This window comes from Pontibacter vulgaris, from assembly GCF_022758145.1.
Classification (GTDB): Bacteria; Bacteroidota; Bacteroidia; order Cytophagales; family Hymenobacteraceae; genus Pontibacter; species Pontibacter vulgaris.
Genome location: NZ_JAJVDH010000005.1, coordinates 119,601 through 138,990, shown reverse-complemented (window position 1 = coordinate 138,990; position 19,390 = coordinate 119,601). Strand labels below are relative to the sequence as shown.

16 protein-coding genes are annotated in these 19,390 nt (G+C 44.8%); 9 read left to right on the top strand and 7 right to left on the bottom strand.

Annotated elements, in window-relative coordinates:
• Positions 1 to 46: 46 nt before the first annotated feature.
• Positions 47 to 2,398, bottom strand: coding sequence for a TonB-dependent receptor (locus LWP20_RS12990; RefSeq protein WP_242928584.1), 2,352 nt, complete (start codon positions 2,396 to 2,398; stop codon positions 47 to 49).
• A gap of 201 nt (positions 2,399 to 2,599) precedes the next feature.
• On the opposite strand from LWP20_RS12990, the gene LWP20_RS12985 reads away from it, so the two are divergent.
• Positions 2,600 to 2,896 carry a sll1863 family stress response protein gene (locus tag LWP20_RS12985; protein WP_242928583.1) on the top strand — a complete coding sequence of 99 codons (297 nt, stop codon included), beginning with the start codon at positions 2,600 to 2,602 and terminating at the stop codon, positions 2,894 to 2,896.
• Positions 2,897 to 2,960: 64 nt separating this feature from the next.
• On the opposite strand, the gene paaN is transcribed toward LWP20_RS12985, so the two are convergent.
• Positions 2,961 to 4,634, bottom strand: coding sequence for a phenylacetic acid degradation protein PaaN (paaN, locus tag LWP20_RS12980; RefSeq protein WP_242928582.1), 1,674 nt, complete (start codon positions 4,632 to 4,634; stop codon positions 2,961 to 2,963).
• A 182-nt stretch (positions 4,635 to 4,816) separates the two neighbouring features.
• On the opposite strand from paaN, the gene LWP20_RS12975 reads away from it, so the two are divergent.
• Positions 4,817 to 8,155, top strand: coding sequence for a S8 family serine peptidase (locus LWP20_RS12975; RefSeq protein ID WP_242928581.1), 3,339 nt, complete (start codon positions 4,817 to 4,819; stop codon positions 8,153 to 8,155).
• 72 nt (positions 8,156 to 8,227) lie between these two features.
• Here LWP20_RS12975 and LWP20_RS12970 read toward each other — a convergent pair whose 3' ends face one another.
• Complete coding sequence (locus LWP20_RS12970) at positions 8,228 to 10,507, bottom strand: aconitate hydratase (RefSeq protein WP_242928580.1); 2,280 nt, start codon at positions 10,505 to 10,507, stop codon at positions 8,228 to 8,230.
• 259 nt (positions 10,508 to 10,766) lie between these two features.
• Here LWP20_RS12970 and LWP20_RS12965 point away from each other — a divergent pair, with 259 nt between their 5' ends.
• On the top strand, positions 10,767 to 11,948 hold the full coding sequence (locus LWP20_RS12965) for a peroxiredoxin family protein (RefSeq protein ID WP_242928579.1): 1,182 nt from the start codon (positions 10,767 to 10,769) through the stop codon (positions 11,946 to 11,948).
• A gap of 224 nt (positions 11,949 to 12,172) precedes the next feature.
• On the opposite strand, the gene LWP20_RS12960 is transcribed toward LWP20_RS12965, so the two are convergent.
• Positions 12,173 to 12,799: a class I SAM-dependent methyltransferase gene (locus tag LWP20_RS12960; protein WP_242928578.1), complete on the bottom strand. Its 627-nt coding sequence runs from the start codon at positions 12,797 to 12,799 to the stop codon at positions 12,173 to 12,175.
• Between the two features lie 265 nt (positions 12,800 to 13,064).
• Positions 13,065 to 14,042 carry a polyprenyl synthetase family protein gene (locus LWP20_RS12955; RefSeq protein ID WP_242928577.1) on the bottom strand — a complete coding sequence of 326 codons (978 nt, stop codon included), beginning with the start codon at positions 14,040 to 14,042 and terminating at the stop codon, positions 13,065 to 13,067.
• 295 nt (positions 14,043 to 14,337) lie between these two features.
• Between LWP20_RS12955 and LWP20_RS12950 the strand changes: the two genes are divergently transcribed.
• The 5 genes from LWP20_RS12950 to LWP20_RS12930 all read left to right on the top strand — a co-directional run bounded on the left by LWP20_RS12950 (position 14,338) and on the right by LWP20_RS12930 (position 17,567).
• Positions 14,338 to 15,183, top strand: a complete 846-nt coding sequence (locus LWP20_RS12950) for an alpha/beta hydrolase family protein (RefSeq protein ID WP_242928576.1) — start codon at positions 14,338 to 14,340, stop codon at positions 15,181 to 15,183.
• Positions 15,176 to 15,658, top strand: a complete 483-nt coding sequence (gene folK, locus LWP20_RS12945) for a 2-amino-4-hydroxy-6-hydroxymethyldihydropteridine diphosphokinase (RefSeq protein WP_242928575.1) — start codon at positions 15,176 to 15,178, stop codon at positions 15,656 to 15,658. Before LWP20_RS12950 ends, folK begins: the two co-directional genes overlap by 8 nt.
• Before the next feature lie 168 nt (positions 15,659 to 15,826).
• Positions 15,827 to 16,183, top strand: coding sequence for a methylglyoxal synthase (locus LWP20_RS12940; protein WP_242928574.1), 357 nt, complete (start codon positions 15,827 to 15,829; stop codon positions 16,181 to 16,183).
• 92 nt (positions 16,184 to 16,275) lie between these two features.
• On the top strand, positions 16,276 to 16,719 hold the full coding sequence (locus tag LWP20_RS12935; protein WP_242928573.1) for a hypothetical protein: 444 nt from the start codon (positions 16,276 to 16,278) through the stop codon (positions 16,717 to 16,719).
• Positions 16,720 to 16,823: 104 nt separating this feature from the next.
• On the top strand, positions 16,824 to 17,567 hold the full coding sequence (locus LWP20_RS12930) for a YqjF family protein (RefSeq protein WP_242928572.1): 744 nt from the start codon (positions 16,824 to 16,826) through the stop codon (positions 17,565 to 17,567).
• Between the two features lie 10 nt (positions 17,568 to 17,577).
• Here the strand turns inward: LWP20_RS12930 and LWP20_RS12925 are convergent, their stop codons facing one another.
• A complete protein-coding gene (locus tag LWP20_RS12925) occupies positions 17,578 to 17,883 on the bottom strand; it encodes a hypothetical protein (protein WP_242928571.1) in 306 nt (101 codons plus the stop codon).
• A 13-nt stretch (positions 17,884 to 17,896) separates the two neighbouring features.
• The gene (locus LWP20_RS12920; RefSeq protein WP_242928570.1) at positions 17,897 to 18,703 is read right to left on the bottom strand and encodes a CPBP family intramembrane glutamic endopeptidase; all 807 of its coding nucleotides are present in this window, start codon (positions 18,701 to 18,703) and stop codon (positions 17,897 to 17,899) included.
• A 264-nt stretch (positions 18,704 to 18,967) separates the two neighbouring features.
• Between LWP20_RS12920 and LWP20_RS12915 the strand changes: the two genes are divergently transcribed.
• A complete protein-coding gene (locus tag LWP20_RS12915) occupies positions 18,968 to 19,360 on the top strand; it encodes a cupin domain-containing protein (protein ID WP_242928569.1) in 393 nt (130 codons plus the stop codon).
• The last annotated feature ends 30 nt before the right edge of the window (positions 19,361 to 19,390 follow it).

Genomic DNA, 19,390 nt, shown 5'->3' with positions numbered 1-19,390 from the left:
GCTAAAAGCTGCGCCGCAAGTATAAAGCAAAACTAAAGAATTTAATTTAGAACCTAACACCAACTGTACCCTGCACAGAACGCGGCGCACCTGGCATAATAGCTGTCGCAGATTGTGAACCGTCATAATACTTGATATCGGCCAGGTTCTTCAAGTTAATAGCTGCATGAAAACGCTTGGAGTCGTAGAAAACAGTGGCATCGTAGCGGGTATAACCCGGCAATCTGAAGCTATCAGCTGCATCAACCGGACGATCACCGAAACTCGTGAAACCGCCTCCAAAACCAAGGCCTTTCAGTAAACCGCTCTGTAATTCATAGGTAGTCCAAAGGCTACCGCTGTGCTTGCTTACTCCTCTGAAGGCTACACCAATATTGTTTTCGTTTGTATCTTCTGTTATCCGGGCATCGGTATAACTATAAGTAGCTATCACGTTCAGGCCATGCAGAACTTCTCCTGTAATATCTGTTTCTACACCTTCGCTGCGCACCTCGCCTACCTGTATCAGGTAGTTCGCGTTTTCAGGGTTTGTGAGTGGCACGTTGCTGCGGGTAATATTGAAGTAAGCAGCCTTAAAGTTGATCTTATCCTGGAGCAAACCAATTTTGGTACCGCTTTCAAACAAATCAGATGTTACCGGGTCAAGCGGACTAGTTGTAACGCCATCTGCATTCAGCACGCTGCCCACTTCCGGCTGAAAGCCTCTTGACCAGTTTCCATATACCGATACAGGCCCGTATACTTCGTAAAGCACGCCCACTCGCGGATTTAGAACGCGGTTCGGTTGTTTTGTAACTTGTGTAGAGAAAGTCTTAGCTGCGTTCTTAACCAAACCGGTTCTTTCCAGGTCCCACACATCATAGCGGGCACCTAACAATAATTTCAGGCGCTGATTAACAGAAAGGAAATCCTGCACATAAAAACCGTAAAGTGTTGTGTTGTCGCGGTAATCATCGCCGAAGGCTAACTTATCATATGGCTTTGGCAGGCGGCTGTATTGTGGATTAAATACATCCAGAGTATCATAGTTAACACGGTTATACCAGATATCAAACATAGATCTGGCTACCTCCACCCCTACTACCGTTTTATGTTCTAAGAAAGTGCCTGTATTAAACGTAGCGTATAATTCATTCTGTGTAGCAAAGTTGCGCTCGAAGTTATACTGGTCTTGTATGCGGCGCGTAACTTTAGAGTTGCTGCCTTTAAGTATGCCTGCTAATTCTACTACCGTTCTGTCTTCGGAAGAATAGTTAAAGTTAGAAGCGTGGCGCAAGCTGAAAATATCGTTGAAGCGGTGCTGCAGGTTGTACTGTACCAGGCGGTTCTGGTGTTTGCCTTTGTTATCGGGCTCACCGATAGAGCGGCTAGCTGGCACATTGGCAATTACTTTATTAAAGGCAACAATACCACGGTCCGATGCCTGGTCATGGTCCAGGTATTCGGCTTCTACAGTAAGCGAAGTTTTGTCTGAGAAGTCATACGTAAATGCCGGTGCTACAAAAATGCGTTCTGTGCTTACAAAGTCGCGGTAAGTATCGCCTTTTTCATACACGGCGTTCAATCTATACTTGAATGTTCTTCTCTTGTTAAATGCACCGCCCAGATCAATAGCAGGACGGATCTGGCCAAAGCTATTGGCAGTTAACTGCACATCCTGGAAAGTATAAGCTGTAGGTTTTTTAGTTGTGATATTGACCATACCACCCGGATCGCTCACCCCGTAAAGCACCGAAGCAGGGCCTTTCATTACTTCGATCTGCTGTATGTTAGCCGTTTCGCGGAAGGTACGCACGCTGTTACGGAAACCGTTTTTAAATATACTTTCAGTACTGGTTCTGAAACCACGCACCTGGAAGATATCGGTACGGCCGCCAAAGCCTGTTTCCATCGTAACACCACTCACGTTACGCATGGCATCGTCAAGGCGTACTACCTGCATCTGGTCTAAAGCACGGCGCGAAATAATCTGCACCGATTGGGGAACAGACTTTAACGGAGCTTCCATTTTGGTAGCTGTAGAACCGATAGGCTGTACAAACTCGCCGCTGTGGCTGGCTGTAACTTCCACCTCGTTCAAAGTTGTAGCCGATGATGGCAGCAGCAAGTATACTGTAGCGGTAGAGCCTGACTTCACCTCTACCTGGCGTTTGGTAGTTACAAAGCCCAAACTGTTTGCAACCAATGTGTAGGTACCCGGCGCCACTGTTCTGATCACATACTTACCTTCTTCGTCGGTTGTAGTACCCTGGCTGGTGCCTTCCAATGCTACGCTTATACCGGCTAACGGCTCGTTGCGTTCCGACACAATTCTGCCCTCAATACGGCCAAGGTTCTGGCTGAAGGCAGTTTGTGCTGTTAAAATTATAGTTACTAATACAGTAAGAAAGGGGCGCATTTTTATTTGGATTAATTCTAAATATGCGCAAAAGTAAGAAGCAATCTTATAAGTCAAAACATCTATTTAGATTTTTTCTAAATAATTAAAAACTCAACTATAAGAATTGTCCGGGAGCCTGGGTAAACATCTTTTTTTAAGTTTTAGAGTATTTAGAGATATGAATTCAGTATCGAATTAATAGAACCAGACTGAACAACTATGGATACATATCACCTGAAACCTGAAAATATGCGTGCACCTGATAATCTGTCGCGGGCGGAAATCCAGAAAAGCCTTGAAGAGCTGGATAGCAAGATAAAAACCCTTCGGGCAAAAGTAAATGCCACCGCGGCCGATTCTAACCATACTTACCACGAGCATATTGCAGCCCTGGAGGCCAAACGCCACCTAATTGCCAACAAACTGGGAGATGCGGAAGATACGCATAGCAAATGGCAGGAATTAAAGGATGGGCTGGACAACCTGAAAAACGATCTGAATAAACTCTTCAGCTAAAAGCTAAAAGCAAAAAGCCCGGCAAATTAATTTGCCGGGCTTTTTTATACTTTACAATTTATACTTAGCCAACCACAGGCTCTCTGAAACCTACCCAGGTAAAGCGCTTGATCACAAACTCAGGGTTGGTAAAAGAAGCATTACCAGCAGGGTTGCCGCCTGTAACGTGGAAATCTGAGAAGCTGGCATTCTGGTTCACATAAATACCACCCGTCAGGTTAAAGCTTACCGGCGTTCCGGCTAGGCTCATCTCATCCATTATGTGCTCTTTCACAACCGGATCAGTGGTATAAGCACCGCATGAGATGGCACCATAGTTCATTGCCATTTCCTTGGCCAGTTCTACCGACTGGTTTGTATCCTTGGTTTTGATGATGAGCATAACCGGGCCGAAAAGTTCGCGGCTGTAGCTTTCCTTTTCCGTAGCATCTACTTCATAAATTACCGGCGTGCAGGTACGCGCATTGGCAAACATCGGGTTGGTGAAATCGCAGGTTGTAAGTACAGGCTTGCCTTTAACAGAAGAAGCTTCTTTCACGCGCTCCAGTGTAGCCGGGTTCTGGATAGCACCCAATATGTGCGGAGCTGCTTTCGGGTTGTTAACAAGGCCACTAACAGCATCTGCCAGTTTCTGCACTACTTCCTGGTAAGGTACTGTTTCGCCGCCTACTTTTATGCCGCCTTCCGGTATAAAGAAGTTCTGTGGCGCAGTACACATCTGTCCAGAGTATAAACTCACCGAAAACGCCAGGTTCTGCACCACTTTATCCAGGTCATCTACCGAATCTATAATGATGGAGTTAACACCTGTTTTTTCAGTAAATACGGTTTTGCCTTTCAGGCTCTCTACATAATTACCAAACTCAGTGCCTCCGGTATAATCTATCAGTTTTATACTTGGGTGCTCGGCCAGTTCTTTCGTTATAAGGTGGTCTTCGGCATCTACGGCAAGCTGGCAAATGTTAGGGTTAAGGCCATTTTCAGCCAGTACTTTCTGTACTTCGGCTACAACTATAGCAATTGGCAATACAGCTTTCGGATGCGGTTTAATGATAACTGGGTTACCGGTAACAAGGCTCGCATACATACCCGGCACGGTGTTCCAGGTTGGGAAGGTAGAGCAGCCAATTACCAGTGCCACCCCTTTTGGTACGGCTTTCCAGGTTTTGCTCAGCTTCAGGTTATACTTGCCCATAGGTTTTTCCCACTCGGTAGCTTCCGGAAAACGTGTCTGCTCTTCGTAACCAGATGCAATGGCTTCCAAAGCACGATCAGCTGCGTGCGGGCCCGATGCCTGGAACGACATCATATACGCCTGGCCGGTTGTGTGCATGGTAGCATAGGCAATATCGAAGAATCGGTTGCGCAAACGCTCCAGCGACTCTACCAATATAGCTGCACGATAGGAAGGCTTTACTTTGCGCCACTGGTGGTAAGCTTCTTCGGCACGGCTTACCAATGTATCTACTTCAAAGTATGGATATTTTATGCCGAGCGGTTGCTGCTCGTACGGCGATTCTTCCTGCCCTACCCACTTTACAGGGTTTTCCTGCAGTAGCTCGTTAAAATTATTATTCAGGTAATTCTTATACTTTTCACGGCCGTCCTTATCAGCTGTTTCACCGTAAATTTCCGGTGTAGGATTTTCAGGATAATGCGAAAAAAACGTACGCTCATGCAACGCCTTAACTGCCGTGTCGATAATATTTTGATGTTTTTGAGTCAGATTTAATGACATAGTAAATTTTTTATATAATTTAACATCTATATAAGAATCAATTTGTGGAAAGTTACGTATTTTTTTCTAAACAGCTGAATACAGCTATCTAATTCATACGTAACTTTGGCATTTGCTACACCCCAAAGTATAGTTGCAAGCCCTGAGTTTATTACTTTTCCTACACCCTCTTATATGATAAAATGTATACTTCATTAGGAGCACACATCCGTTGCACCATTTTACTTGCCATACTTTGGGTTTTTATTCAGGCTGATGTCCGGGCTCAGGCAGCGGCTACTGGTGCTCCCCGTACTAAACCCAATACGGTAGTATATAAACTGAAGCCTGCTTTTGGCAGTAATGCCCGTGTGCCGCAACAAGCGGTGGCAAGCTTACAGCAAACTATAAAACAGGTAGGTGCACAAAATGCCCGGCAAAAATTCCCGAAAGCTGCCGCACCCGCCAATGCACGCCGTACTACTCCGGCTGTAGACTTATCTTTGATTTACGAACTGAAGTATAAACCCGGCCAAAGTTTTGAGCAGGTAAAAAATGCCTTACTGGCTACAGGTATGGTTGCCTACGTAGAGCCGCTATACATTCGCGAACCCTTTCATCAACCCAACGACCCTTTATCTGATTCACTTAAAACGCAACAGTATTACCTGAAACTGCTACAGGCTTACCGTGGCTGGGATGTGCAGCAGGGCGATACCAACATCGTAATTGGTATTCTGGATACCGGCTTCCGGCTTTCGCACTCTGACTTGAAGGCTAATGTTAAGCATAATTACAACGACCCGATTGATGGGATAGACAACGATAACGATGGCTTGGTAGATAATTTCTCAGGTTGGGACTTTGCAGATAACGACAGAGATGTAACCGACGACACCCCATACTTTGGGCACGGTACAGGAGTGAGCGGTGCAGCTGCTGCCACGCCAGATAACGGAAAAGGAATAGCAGGCCTTGGATTTAAAACCAGGTTTTTGCCCCTGAAAGTTTTTTCAAAATCTGCTGAGGGCAATTTCGGAGGCTTTGAGGCGATTGTGTATGCCGCTGATAAAGGGTGCCGCGTCATTAACCTGTCCTGGGGTGGCGAAGGCTATTCGCAACTAGAGCAGGATATCATTAACTACGCCGTACTTGAAAAAGATGTGGTTGTTGTGGCATCCGCAGGAAACACAAATAAATACCTGGACATTTACCCTGCTTCGTACGATAATGTACTGTCAGTGGGCGGCACCGACAAGACAGATGTGAAGTATAAAAATTATACTTACAGCTATAAAATTGATGTGTGCGCCCCCAGCGTAGATATTTATACTACCCGGGTTACCGGCGATGACTCCTATGCCACAGGTAACGGTACTTCTTATGCAGCTCCTGCTGTGTCTGGTAGTGCCGCTCTTATAAGGGCACAGTTTCCGGAACTGAATGCACTGCAGGTAATGGAGCGCATCAGGGCTTCAAGCGATGATATTTATACTTTGGCAGGCAACCAGCCTTATCTCGAAATGCTTGGAAAAGGCCGCGTAAACCTTAAACGTGCGCTGCTCGACACTAACCTGAAAGCTGTAAGAGCTACCAATATCCGACTGGCCGATGGCCGCATACCACAACTAGGCGATACAATGGCGTTGGAATTGGATTTTGTGAACTACCTGGCCGCTACCGATAATGTTGACGTTACGCTTACCTGCGCTTCGCCTTATATTAAGATTTTAGACGGGAAATTTGCAGTTGGTAAAATGGCTACCCTGGGCCGGATAGATAATACAAAGCAACCTTTCCGGTTCACTGTTTTGCCAGGCACCCCACACAACACGCCTGTATACTTAAGGCTTAATTACACCGATGGCACCTATACCGATTTCCAGTACATCGAACTTTATGTAAACCCCGATTATGTAACACTGAATAAAAACAACCTGCATATTAGCATTAACTCAAAAGGCAACTTCGGGTACAACGGTTTTAAATTTGACCAGGGCGTTGGTGTTACTTACAAAGGCAGCAACTCGTTGTTGTTCGAAGGAGGCCTGATGGTAGCTTCCGGACCAAAACTGGTATCCGATAATGTGCGCAATGCCACCTGGGACCTCGATAACGACTTTACACCTACCAGCAGTGCCCGCCTCGATTATAAAAGTAAATTAGCTAACCTGGAGGCCCGCACTGTTTTACATGATACCTATCCTTCCACTACAAACGTGGGTGTAAGTATAAAACACAAAGCTTACGCCTGGGCTTCGGATCCCGATAAGAATTTTGTGATACTGGAATATTACATCCAGAACATAACACCGGATACGCTGAAAAATGTATCCGCCGGCCTGTTCGCCGACTGGAATATAGGACAGGATATTTACCAGAACGCTGCCGATTGGGATGCAGTTAATAACCTGGGTTATGTTTACAGCACTTCTGCCGCTACCCTGCCTTATGCAGGTATAAAATTACTTACTAAGGATGATCCGTTATACTACGCCATTGACAACATTGGTGGAGAAGACGGAGCAGTGTCTGTAAGTGATGGTTTCACTAATGATGAAAAGTATAAAACGCTTTCGCATGGGGTATCACGTAAATCGGCATCGGGCAGCGGTTCCGGAAATGATGTATCGCATGTGATTGGTGCAGCAGCTAAAAACCTTGCGCCGGGCGAAATAAAGATTATTGCCTTTGCCTTATTAGCTGCCGATAGTCTGGCTGATCTGAAAAAACATGCTATGGCTGCCCAACAAAAATACTATAGTATAAAAACAGGCCCTGCACCAATTGCCGTAACCGATACTTTGTGCGCAGGCACACCCGTTATACTTGCTCCCAAAGGAGGCACTTCGTATACTTTTTATGCCGATGCCGAAAAGAAAACCATATTGGCTACCGGCTCAACTTATACCATACCAAAGCTAACGCAGCCAACGGTTGTATACATAAGTAATACTGACTCTCTGTTTCAAAGTGTAGCCGTGCCAGCGTCGTATGCTATACCGGCGCCACCTGTAGCCAAGTTTGAAATAAATTCAGATAGCTTTATAAAGGGCACAGCAGTTCAGTTTAAAAACCAAAGTACAGCAGCAAAAGCATGGCTCTGGAATTTCGGAAATGGCGATACTTCTACTGCCAAAGACCCTGTTTATACTTACGCCGAGCCGGGCATTTACAAGGTGCAGCTTCGCATCACTGATAAATTCGGTTGCCTGGAAGATACTGTAAGCCAGGCACTGGAAATTAAACTGGATACACCAACTGCCGCCCCTGACCAACTGGATAAATTGCTGCAGCTATACCCTAACCCAACTACAGGTTTAGTAAAAGTATATATAGCAAACCAGGGCAATATACTCCTTTCCAAAGAACAGATCACTTTAACCGACATGTTGGGGAAAACCTTTTATCCAAGTATTAAACAGGTGACCAACCATGAGTTTATACTTGACCTGAATGGCCTTGCAGATGGCGTTTATCTGGTCAGAATTACGCTTAACCAGACCACCGTTACGCGCAGGATCATACTTCTTAAACCATAAAGTATACCATATAAAAAGAAAAGGCCTCACAAAATTGTGAGGCCTTTTCTTTTTATGAATTACAGCAACAACTTATGCTTGTGCTGCCTGCTTCTGCTGTAAACGGATCAGGTTAAGCGCTGAACCAGCCTTGAACCACTCGATCTGTCCTTCGTTGTAAGTATGGTTTACCTGGATCACATCCTGAGAACCATCTTTGTGTGTTAATACAACTTTAAGCGGCTGACCAGGAGCAAAGCTTTCCAGACCCAGGATATCGATGGTGTCGTTCTCCTCGATCAGGTCGTAATCAGCTTTGTTGTTGAAAGTAAGCGCCAGCATACCTTGCTTTTTCAGGTTGGTTTCGTGGATACGAGCGAAAGATTTCACAAGTACGGCACGAACACCCAGGAAGCGTGGCTCCATGGCAGCGTGCTCACGAGATGAGCCTTCGCCATAGTTCTCATCACCAACTACAACAGTACCAATGTTAGCTGCCTTATACGTACGGGCAGTTGCAGGTACCGTCTCATAACCGCGTGTCATGTCGTTGTATACCTTGTTCGCCTCGCCGTTAAAGCAGTTAATAGCACCGATAAGCATGTTGTTAGAAATGTTATCCAGGTGACCACGGTATTTCAACCAAGGGCCAGCCATAGAGATATGGTCAGTAGTACACTTACCTTGTGCTTTAATAAGAAGCTTAAGGCCTTTCAGGTCAGTACCTTCCCATGGCTTAAAGCCTTCCAGTAACTGCAAACGATCAGACTGCGGATCTACTACTACTTCTACAGCACTACCATCTTCAGCAGGAGCTACATAACCGGCATCTTCAACTGCAAAGCCTTTTGTTGGCAACTCTATACCTTTTGGCTCATCCAGTTTTACAGCTACACCTTCTTCGTTAATTAGTGTATCTGTAAGCGGGTTGAAAGTAAGATCACCGGCAATAGCGAAAGCTGTAACAATCTCCGGCGATGCCACGAACGCGTGTGTGTTCGGGTTGCCATCGTTACGCTTGGCGAAGTTACGGTTGAAGGACGTGATGATAGAGTTTTTGCGTGTAGGATCGTCGGTGTGACGTGCCCACTGGCCGATGCACGGACCGCAAGCGTTTGCCAATACAACACCACCCATCTGCGCAAAAGTATCTAACAAACCATCGCGGGCTGTAGTATAGCGCACCATTTCAGAACCCGGCGTGATTGTGAATTCTGCTTTGGCAGCAAGCTTTTTAGTGATAGCCTGCTCTGCTATAGAAGCAGCGCGGGTAATATCTTCGTAAGATGAGTTCGTGCAAGAACCGATCAGACCTACTTCCAGTTTAGCCGGCCAGTTGTGCTCTTTTACAACAGCAGCAAACTGAGAAATTGGCCAGGCAGCATCCGGCGTGAATGGTCCGTTTACGTGTGGCTCCAGTGTGTTCAGGTCAATCTCGATCAGTTGATCGTAGTAAGAAGCCGGATCAGCAAGAACTTCATCATCAGCACGCAGCATATCAGCTACTTCATCAGCCATCTGAACTACTTCGTCGCGGTTAGTAGAGCGCAGGTAAGCACGCATGCTGTCGTCATAAGCAAATACTGAAGTGGTAGCACCAATCTCAGCACCCATGTTACAGATTGTACCTTTACCAGTACAAGACATGTTCTCAGCACCATCACCGAAATACTCTACAATAGCACCCGTACCACCTTTTACAGTAAGTATACCGGCTACTTTCAGGATCACGTCTTTTGGAGATGTCCAGCCGCTCAGTTTACCTGTCAGCTTCACACCAATTACTTTCGGGAATTTAAGCTCCCAGGGCATACCTGCCATTACGTCTACGGCATCAGCACCACCAACACCGATCGCGATCATACCCAAACCACCTGCATTAGGCGTGTGTGAGTCTGTTCCGATCATCATACCGCCTGGGAAAGCATAGTTCTCCAGTACTACCTGGTGAATGATACCGGCACCCGGCTTCCAGAAACCAATACCATACTTGTTAGATACCGAAGCAAGGAAATCGTAAACTTCTTTGTTTTCGCTATAAGCATCTCTTAAATCTGAATCTGCACCATCGCGGGCCTGTATCAGGTGATCGCAGTGTACCGTAGAAGGCACAGCTACTGTTGGCTTGCCAGCCTGCATAAACTGAAGCAAGGCCATCTGTGCCGTCGCATCCTGCATAGCTACCCTGTCCGGAGCGAAATCTACATAAGATTGACCACGCTCATGTGCTCCTGTTGCCGGACCTTCGTATAGGTGAGCATACAGGATTTTTTCTGTCAGGGTAAGCGGTCTGCCAACTTTAGTTCGGGCAGCATTCACTCGCTCAGCCATACCGGCATAAACTGCCTTGATCATTCCTAAATCAAATGCCATAGTTTTGCTATTATTAGTTTTTTTTACTCTTCTTGTTGAAGTTCACAAATGTACGAAATATCATAGTTTTTGAGAAACATTAACCTAAATGAATATAACACCAATTGTATGTTGCAGCGCATGTGCAACTACTGTGTTGTTTAATTAAACCAATGTGTAATTTTGCACCATGAGAAACTCCATTTTAAATACACCTGTCAGGCTTATTTTGTTGTTAGTCCTGGCATTAACCCAAGTGGCTACATCTTGTACATCGCCTATGAAATCTGAAAATAATACGCTGAAGGCCGGCAGCTGGCGTATAGCGCTGCAACACGCTAAAGGCAAGGAAATTCCTTTTATAATAGATGTGGAGGAGAAAGCTGGTAAAACTGTGCTATACCTTGTAAATGGCGAAGAGCGCATACTTGTAGATGATATAAAGCCCGAAGGCGACTCTGTAAAAATAAGACTTCATATTTTTGATGCCGACCTGATTGCTAAAATAGAAGGTGACAAAATGAATGGCCGTTTTGTAAAGAACGATACCAAAGCCCCGTACTCGGTACCTTTTACTGCAGAAAATGGCAAAAAGAACCGCTTTACCGAAAACCCTGCAGCAGCCAAGTATGATTTTGATGGCAAATGGGAAGTTGTGTTCACGCCTAAAGATGATGCCAGCTACAAAGCTATTGGTGTTTTCAAGCAAAAAGACAACTATGTAACCGGCACTTTCCTGACCGAAACCGGCGACTATCGCTACCTGGAAGGACAGGTTGAAGGAGATGAACTGAAACTATCTACTTTTGACGGCAACCACGCCTACCTGTTCACTGCCAAACCAAACGCCGACAATACCCTGAAAGGCGATTTTTATGCCGGCATGAACGGCTATGAATCGTGGACGGCTAAGCGCAATGAAAATGCAAAACTTGCCAGCGCCGATACGCTTACAAACTTAAAGCCGGGCTACGAGAAAGTTGAATTTACTTTCCCGGACCTGAACGGCAAAAAAGTATCGCTGGCTGATGACAAGTATAAAGGCAAAGTAGTGATCGTACAGCTGCTTGGTACCTGGTGCCCTAACTGCATGGACGAAACAAATTTCTTGGCGCCGTATTACGACAAGAACAAAGACCGCGGCCTTGAAATTATCGGGCTTGGTTTTGAGCGCAGCCCTGAATTTGAAAAAGCAGCCCCACGCCTGAAGAAAATGCAGGAGCGCCTGAACGTAAACTATGATTTGCTGGTGGCCGGCGTATCGGATAAAGAAGCAGCTGCCAAAGCTCTTCCAGCCCTGAACAAAGTCATGTCATTCCCTACCACTATCTTCATCGACAGGCAAGGCAAAGTGCGCAAAATACATACCGGCTTCTCCGGGCCAGGCACTGGCAAGTACTACGAAGAATGGGTAGCCGATTTTAACAATACAATGGATCAGATGCTGTCTGAGAAAATCTAATTGTTGATTGTTTATTGCTTTGTTGAATCAGTACAAGTATAACAAAGGCCGTTACTGCAGAAGTAGCGGCCTTTGCTTTTAGACGCTTGCCGGAGCTGCGCACGGCGCGAGAGCTATTTTAACTATAGTTATATTCCTTTTGCTTGCGAGAGTTTGTAACTCAACTGTACCTGATGCCCAATCATAGTAATTCATGAGCGAGAACGCTCCCGCCATGTTATACTTTATGGTTTCAGCTTTCTTAAACGTACCAACCGGAAAGTGCCGTTAAAAGCAGCGGGCTCATTTAATTCTATACTTAATGAAGTATGACCAACTATAGTTTCGATGCTGCGGTTAATATCGGAGAACAGGGCGCTGGCTATTATGTTAAAAAATCTGCGAAGTATAGATGGTTGCTGTCCCTCCGGTAAAAACTTGTCAAAAACCATAACAGTGCCTTCTGGTTTTAGTACACGCTCTACTTCTTTAATGCAGGCTATTGGGTCAGGTATAACGGCAAGTATAAGGTGGGCAATTACGGCATCAAAACTGTATGCTGCAAAGTCAAGCTGCTGCCCATTCATCACGTGTGCCTGCACAGGTATACCTAACTTTTCGGCTCTTTGCTTAAGCTTGCTGATCATGCCCGGTGTGATATCAATGGCGGTAAGGTTGGGATAGCCTTGCAGGTAGGGTAAATCGAGGCCCGTGCCGGCGCCAAGTATAAGTATGGTATCATCAGGTTTCGCGTTCAGCAACTCAACAGAACGCTTTCTATACTTCCGGAAAATTTTGTCGGCAATAAGGTCATATATGGGTAAGTATAAGGTATAACGCAGGCGGTTCCAGGAATTGGTGTTCAGGCTCATTTTTTCATAGGTTATTTTGCGTAAACAAATGTACCTATGTTGCCAATACTACTTATTACAAAATTTCGATTGAGATTTACAAAAGTATAAGATCAGAGCGATGACCCCGCAGCTTCCAAAGGTTTTGCGGGCATCTTGTTTGTCTGAATCAGGATTTTCAGGATGAATGGATGAACAGGATTTATACTTGTCCAGTGCCTTTATAGCATGGCTCACGCAAATCGCACGGACTGTCCGCGACCTGTCGTTACCACAAGTAATTAAATTATTTTTCGCGCTCTATGGTATAAGCGATGAGTTGCTCCAGCGAGGTACGGGATGGAGATGCTGGAAAAGTATGAAGTATGGCTAAGGCTTCGGCATGGTATTTATTCATCAGCTGAATAGTATAATCAATGCCTCCGGATTGCTTTACAAAACCGATAACTTCCTGCACCCGCTTGTTGTTGCCGTTGTTATTTTTCACGTTGTAGATAACGCGGCGCTTGGTCAGCCAGTCGGCTTGCTTTAATGCGTGTATCAAAGGAAGCGTCATTTTCTTTTCTTTGATATCGATGCCAACAGGTTTGCCAATTTCGGCGGTACCGTAATCGAACAGGTCGTCCTTTATCTGGAAAGCAATACCAACCTTTTCGCCAAACAAACGGGCTTTCTCAACTTCTTCGGGCGTAGCGCCAGCCGAGGCGGCACCTACCGCACAACAAGAGGCAATAAGCGAAGCAGTTTTTTGCCGGATAATATCAAAGTATACTTCCTCCGTAATATCCAGGCGGCGTGCTTTTTCTATTTGCAGCAACTCCCCTTCGCTCATCTCGCGCACCGCATTCGATACGATTTTCAGCAGATCATAATCATCGTTGTGCAGGCTCAGAAGCAAACCTTTCGACAGCAGATAATCTCCTACCAGAACGGCTATCTTATTTTTCCAGAGGGCATTTACAGAAAAGAATCCACGGCGGTAATTGGCATCATCCACTACATCGTCGTGCACCAGCGTGGCCGTATGCAGTAACTCGATTAGGGCAGCGCCACGGTAAGTAGCCTCGGTAATCCCTTTGCCAAAGAGGTTGGCAGTAAAGAACACGAACATGGGGCGCATCTGTTTGCCTTTGCGCTTTACAATGTAGCTCATGATCTTGTCAAGAAGCAGCACTTTGGACTTCATGGAAGCCCTGAACTTCTTCTCGAAAAGCTCCATTTCCTGCGCTATTGGCGCTTGTATTTGCGTTAGGCTGATGCTCATGGGTTAAGTCTGCAATATTACTATGCTCAGATGTGGTATCCAAACAAAGCGCTGCAAAACGGGCGTTTTATCTCTGCCAGATAACAGGCATTCGCGTATAATGGCTAAATTGTTATCTTGCTGCCTTGTTAAAAGATTGTACAGTTGCTATTGGCAGATCTTCATACTTAATACCAGCTGTAGCTGTTCCGATTTAGCCAGGCACTTCCTTACTAAAAGCAATGTTTATACTTCAGGCAAGTTTAACTGCGCTGCCGTACAAGCATTTATCAATCAACAATTAATACCTATACTAATGAAAGTTGATTTTGTAGTTTACCCTTCACACGGCCGTCCTTTCACTGCCGATGCTACTTATAAACAAGACGGGCAACCAAAGCCTGTAGTAATTTACACCCATGGTTTTAAGGGTTTTAAAGACTGGGGACACTTTAATTTGCTGGCTCGGTATTTTGCAGAGCGCGGCTTTGTGTTTATTAAATTCAATTTCTCTTATAACGGCACAACCGTTGAAGACCATTCCGATGTGCACGACCTGGAAGCTTTTGGCCAAAACAACTTTAGCCTGGAGCTCGACGACCTGCAAGCATTACTGGACCTGGTACAGGATGCCAACGGACCGCTTGAGCAACAGGAAATCGACCCTGATCATATTTACCTGATAGGCCACAGCCGTGGAGGCGGCTCGGTTATACTTAAGGCTGCTGAAGACGACCGTGTAAAAGCTGTGGCTACCTGGGCTGCTGTAAATAATTTTGATCAGCGGTGGGATGAACTGGAAAGAAAACAATGGAAAAAAGAAGGTGTGCAATGGGTAATGAATGCCCGTACAGGCCAGCGTATGCCATTATACTACCAGATTGTGGAAGATTACCTGGCAAATATTGAGCGACTGGAAATTCCGAAAGTAATTAAAAAAATGCGCCAGCCCCTGCTCATACTTCACGGCGAAAAAGACGAAACGTTACCCGCAAAGATGGCCTATGACCTGCAAAGCTGGAAGCCCGATGCAGAAATGCACCTGCTGCCGGAAGCCGATCATTCTTTTGGCGGCCAGCACCCTTACACGCACCACGAACTGCCCGAAGCTGCCCGCGCCGCCGCCGACTTAAGTATAGATTTTTTCCGGAAACATGCCTGAATTATACTTATTGCTGGGCGGCAACCTCGGCAACCGAACCGCATACCTGCAGCAAGCCCGCGAAAGTATAGCGGCGGACGTTGGCACCATTTCACGAAGTTCCGGTTTATACGAAACAGCTGCCTGGGGCAAAACCGATCAGCCTGCTTTCCTGAACCAGGTACTGGAAGTTAAAACCGAACTTACGCCGGAACAGGTTTTGCAACGTATAAATGCTATTGAACATGAGCTTGGCCGCATACGCCAGGAACATTGGGGCGCACGCGTTATCGATATAGATATTCTTTTCTACGACAGCCTCGTTCTGCAAACCCAGCGACTAACTATTCCTCATCCGCAACTGCACCTACGCCGGTTTACGCTAATGCCTATAGCCGAATTGGCTCCAGAACTTGTGCACCCGGTGCTCGGGCAAAGTATAAGCCAGCTGCTTAAATCCTGTGCAGATAAGCTGGAAGTACAGATTTATACTTAATCAGGCTTGTGGGAGCATACCAATAATACTGTGTTCAAAACATTGCAGAAACCCCATATTTAATACACCAATTTGCTAACTTGCTCCTGCCGGTTTATACTTCATCAGTTATAGTGCTGATACTATAAACCCGTGATTGAGCATAGATCATTAAAATTTTATTTATACATGAAAACACTTGCACTAATTGCCCATAACAACAAAAAAACAGAATTGCTGAACTGGGTAAAAAACAACCAGGAGGCGCTGCGCGGTTACAAACTTATAGGCACTACCAACACATCTAAAATGATAAACGACCTGCTGGACCTGAACATTGAGGCATTCGGCCACGGACCAAGCGGGGGCGATATTTTGCTGGCTGCGCAGATACTACAAGGCCAGATAGACAAGGTAATTTTCTTTATTGATGTAGAAACGCCACACGGCCACGAACACGACATCCAGACACTAATCCGCACAGCTGTGATCAACAATATTCCAATTGCGCTGAACAGGTCTTCTGCCGACCAGATTGTAAAGTAAGCTTACTTATTTAACTGCTAATTGTTAGTGTGTAACTAAGGGTTGGTATTTTTTATAGCTGTTAGTTAGGTGGCAAGTATAAAAGGTCAAAAATGGAGCAAGAAAAAATTAGTGGGGGATATGCTGTTGTAGGCCAAGTTATGGTGCTACTTGTCATTATTCCTTTATGCGTGTTCTTGCTTTACATTATCGTCACAAAAAACTTTAGCATTGAAGGAATTGGCTTTCTTTTGACTTTTTTAGTTCCAAGTATACTTGTGATTAGACACGCCTATACCTACGCTGACTTATACTTGGAGGGAGATAATATAATAATCAAGAAATTATTTAGTGCTAAAGCTAAACCAATAACTAGATTTAAATCAGTAGAGCAAACAATCATACCGTTGAAGTACTGTATTAAATTTCAGGACGGAAGTAAAGTATGTTTTGCCCTGACCAGTTCAAGTATATTTCGACACATTATAAGTTCAGATCCAGACAAAGTATTAAAAGAATTAAGACTGAAATTTCAGGATATAAAGCAGGAACTTTAATTAAGAAATAAAAGAAATGGCAGCTAACAACAAAGCATATAAACCATACTTAAGCCGGCGCTCATTCACATTCCAGACTAACCGTTAGCATTAACTTAAAGAATATGAGTTTCTTAAAAGCAGAATGGCGAAAGTTAGCAATTGCAAACTTTGAAGTTGATAGTTCAGTGCTAAACGAATTTGTGCCATATGGTACCGAACTCGATTTATGGAATGGCAAGTGCTATGTAAGCTTGGTTGGGTTCATGTTTGTAAACACAAAGCTACTGGGCATAAAGATTCCTTATCATGTAAACTTCGAAGAAGTAAACCTCCGGTTTTATGTTAAGAGATTTGAAGCGAATGAATGGAAACGTGGGGTTGTATTCATAAAAGAAATCGTGCCCAGGTATGCTTTAACATTTGTGGCAAACACTGTGTACAACGAAAATTACGAGACGCTTCCAATGAAACATACCTGGGCTGAAACAGCTTGTGAAAGGCAAGTTGAATACTGTTGGAAGAAAAATGCGCAATGGAATAAATTCAGCGTTCGGGCAAACCTACATGCAAACACGATACCAGCCGGTAGCGAAACTGAATTTATAACCGAGCATTATTGGGGTTATGCAAAAATTAACAAAAGTTGCACTAACGAATACGAAGTTACACACCCAAGATGGGCTTCTTATGATATTCTGGATTATACCATTGATGTGGACTTCGGGCAAGTTTATGGTACAAAATTCAGCTTTCTAAACAACCAAACACCTGCTTCAGTTATGCTGGCAGAAGGTTCTGAAATATCAGTCGAAAATAAAAAACGAATAGACAAACTACCTCAGACTAAAGTTACAGCTCATTACTAAACAGCACTGGCTACCCTACTATTAAACTTTCATCATCCACAAGATCAGCAGCCTGCGTAAAATTCGCTTCCGGGAAAAATTCACTACTGATCTTAAGTATAGCAAACAAGTGATTCTTTAAAGAACCTTCATTTATACTTTCACCTTTCATTGCATCCTCTGCCAGGTGCAGGGCTAAATCAGCTAATAATAACCTGCGTTTTTCTGCCCACTCCGGCGTGTTTTTGTAAACGGCTTCCTGCGGGTAAAATGACTCCACTTTGGCATGAGTAGCATTTACCAGTTTAAGCACTTCTTTTCTGTTTTCCAGGTTCATAGAGTTCAAAATATCAAGCAAATTCAGGTGTTTCCGAAGGCTTATTTAAAGGTATAATTTCGTTGGCCTTTCTGTTTCTGAGCAGAAAGTATAAAACCGGGAATAGAAGCGCCGTAATTACAATGCTAATCAGCTCATAAGTAAAGCCATCTTTCATATTATCAAGCTGCCACACTCCCTGTCCATCAAAGCCAGACATTACCCTGAACATCATGTTACTACCCCAGTGTATACCAATCGCCATCCAGATAGAGCCGGTTTTAACAACTGTATAAGCCAGCGAAATGCCCAGCACAGCTGAAAAACCCAGGTTCATGATGTCAAAGCCTTCGTTCCAGGAATCGTCCAGAGTATAAAGCACCGTGGCAAATATAAGGTACCAGCGCAACTGGTTTTCTTTTTTACAGAAAGCAAAGCTGTAGCCCCGTATCATCAGGTCGTTGATGGCAGAGGCGAAGAACATTCCGAGCAGTGCCAGCGCAAGCATTGGGTAAATGTAGCTGGCATCCATCATACCTGTTACCTCAAACTTACCCATACTATAAAACACCAGGTTTTTAAGGCCCCAGATGCCAAAGCCAAGTATAAATCCGATCAGCAGATTCCGGCCCCAGCCCCGGTGCAATTGCATGCCAAACGATTGAAGCCCTTTTAGCTGGAGCACATACTTGGCAAGCAGAAAAGCTACAACAAAGAAACCTACCGCCCAGCCCAACCAAGGAAGCGGATCGAATTGAAACAGTTTCGGGATCAGGTTGGCATACAGGTTCAGAAGTATGAACCCACCGATCCACAGGATAAGGGCAATCTTATTTTTCATAGTCTTATATAATGTATCAGGAATCTGCAAAATACTATAACTTTTTCAACATAATCTATAAGCTTTCGTTATTATTTATAGAGAATCTTTCTATGTATAAAATATCTGTCTATGGAAAGGGGAAATATAATTTATGCGGCAAGCCTTCTACTTTTAGCGCTCTTATGCAGTTGTGACGAGGCCAGGACGAGCGGGGCAAATACAGAGGCAAGTACATTCCAAACAAAGCAGGCTACTCCAGCAGCAGCGCAGCAAGGCGGGGATATGGGAAAAAAGCCTTGGGTGATCGACATAGAACAGGCAACGTTAAACAACCCGAACTACCGCCATGTACAGTGGACAGGCGAACACTTGCAAATGGTGCTCATGTCGCTAAAGGCAGGTGAGGAAATAGACCTGGAGTTACATGGAGATGTGGACCAGTTTCTACGGATTGAGCAAGGCCAGGCGCAGGTACGCATAGGGAAATCAAAAGATAACCTGAGCTTTGACAAAAAGGTGTCTGAGAACTGGGCAATACTTATCCCTTCCGGCCATTGGCACCATATAAAGAACATTGGCAAGGAGGAGCTCAAACTATACACCATCTATGCTCCTGCACAGCATCCGGCAGGCACGATACAAAAGACTCACAAAGAAGCCAAAGAACACGATTAGACCTTCTAGCTGATTATTAAAAGCATCAGT

What these genes read in the sequence shown, in the direction of transcription:
- LWP20_RS12985 (WP_242928583.1), top strand. Translation starts at nt 2,600, where the DNA reads ATGGATACATATCACCTGAAACCTGAAAATATGCGTGCACCTGATAAT.
- LWP20_RS12965 (WP_242928579.1), top strand. Translation starts at nt 10,767, where the DNA reads ATGAAATCTGAAAATAATACGCTGAAGGCCGGCAGCTGGCGTATAGCG.
- LWP20_RS12990 (WP_242928584.1), bottom strand. Translation starts at nt 2,398, where the DNA reads ATGCGCCCCTTTCTTACTGTATTAGTAACTATAATTTTAACAGCACAA.
- LWP20_RS12955 (WP_242928577.1), bottom strand. Translation starts at nt 14,042, where the DNA reads ATGAGCATCAGCCTAACGCAAATACAAGCGCCAATAGCGCAGGAAATG.
- LWP20_RS12930 (WP_242928572.1), top strand. Translation starts at nt 16,824, where the DNA reads ATGAGTTTCTTAAAAGCAGAATGGCGAAAGTTAGCAATTGCAAACTTT.
- LWP20_RS12975 (WP_242928581.1), top strand. Translation starts at nt 4,817, where the DNA reads ATGTATACTTCATTAGGAGCACACATCCGTTGCACCATTTTACTTGCC.
- paaN (WP_242928582.1), bottom strand. Translation starts at nt 4,634, where the DNA reads ATGTCATTAAATCTGACTCAAAAACATCAAAATATTATCGACACGGCA.
- folK (WP_242928575.1), top strand. Translation starts at nt 15,176, where the DNA reads ATGCCTGAATTATACTTATTGCTGGGCGGCAACCTCGGCAACCGAACC.
- LWP20_RS12940 (WP_242928574.1), top strand. Translation starts at nt 15,827, where the DNA reads ATGAAAACACTTGCACTAATTGCCCATAACAACAAAAAAACAGAATTG.
- LWP20_RS12970 (WP_242928580.1), bottom strand. Translation starts at nt 10,507, where the DNA reads ATGGCATTTGATTTAGGAATGATCAAGGCAGTTTATGCCGGTATGGCT.
- LWP20_RS12920 (WP_242928570.1), bottom strand. Translation starts at nt 18,703, where the DNA reads ATGAAAAATAAGATTGCCCTTATCCTGTGGATCGGTGGGTTCATACTT.
- LWP20_RS12935 (WP_242928573.1), top strand. Translation starts at nt 16,276, where the DNA reads ATGGAGCAAGAAAAAATTAGTGGGGGATATGCTGTTGTAGGCCAAGTT.
- LWP20_RS12950 (WP_242928576.1), top strand. Translation starts at nt 14,338, where the DNA reads ATGAAAGTTGATTTTGTAGTTTACCCTTCACACGGCCGTCCTTTCACT.
- LWP20_RS12915 (WP_242928569.1), top strand. Translation starts at nt 18,968, where the DNA reads ATGGGAAAAAAGCCTTGGGTGATCGACATAGAACAGGCAACGTTAAAC.
- LWP20_RS12925 (WP_242928571.1), bottom strand. Translation starts at nt 17,883, where the DNA reads ATGAACCTGGAAAACAGAAAAGAAGTGCTTAAACTGGTAAATGCTACT.
- LWP20_RS12960 (WP_242928578.1), bottom strand. Translation starts at nt 12,799, where the DNA reads ATGAGCCTGAACACCAATTCCTGGAACCGCCTGCGTTATACCTTATAC.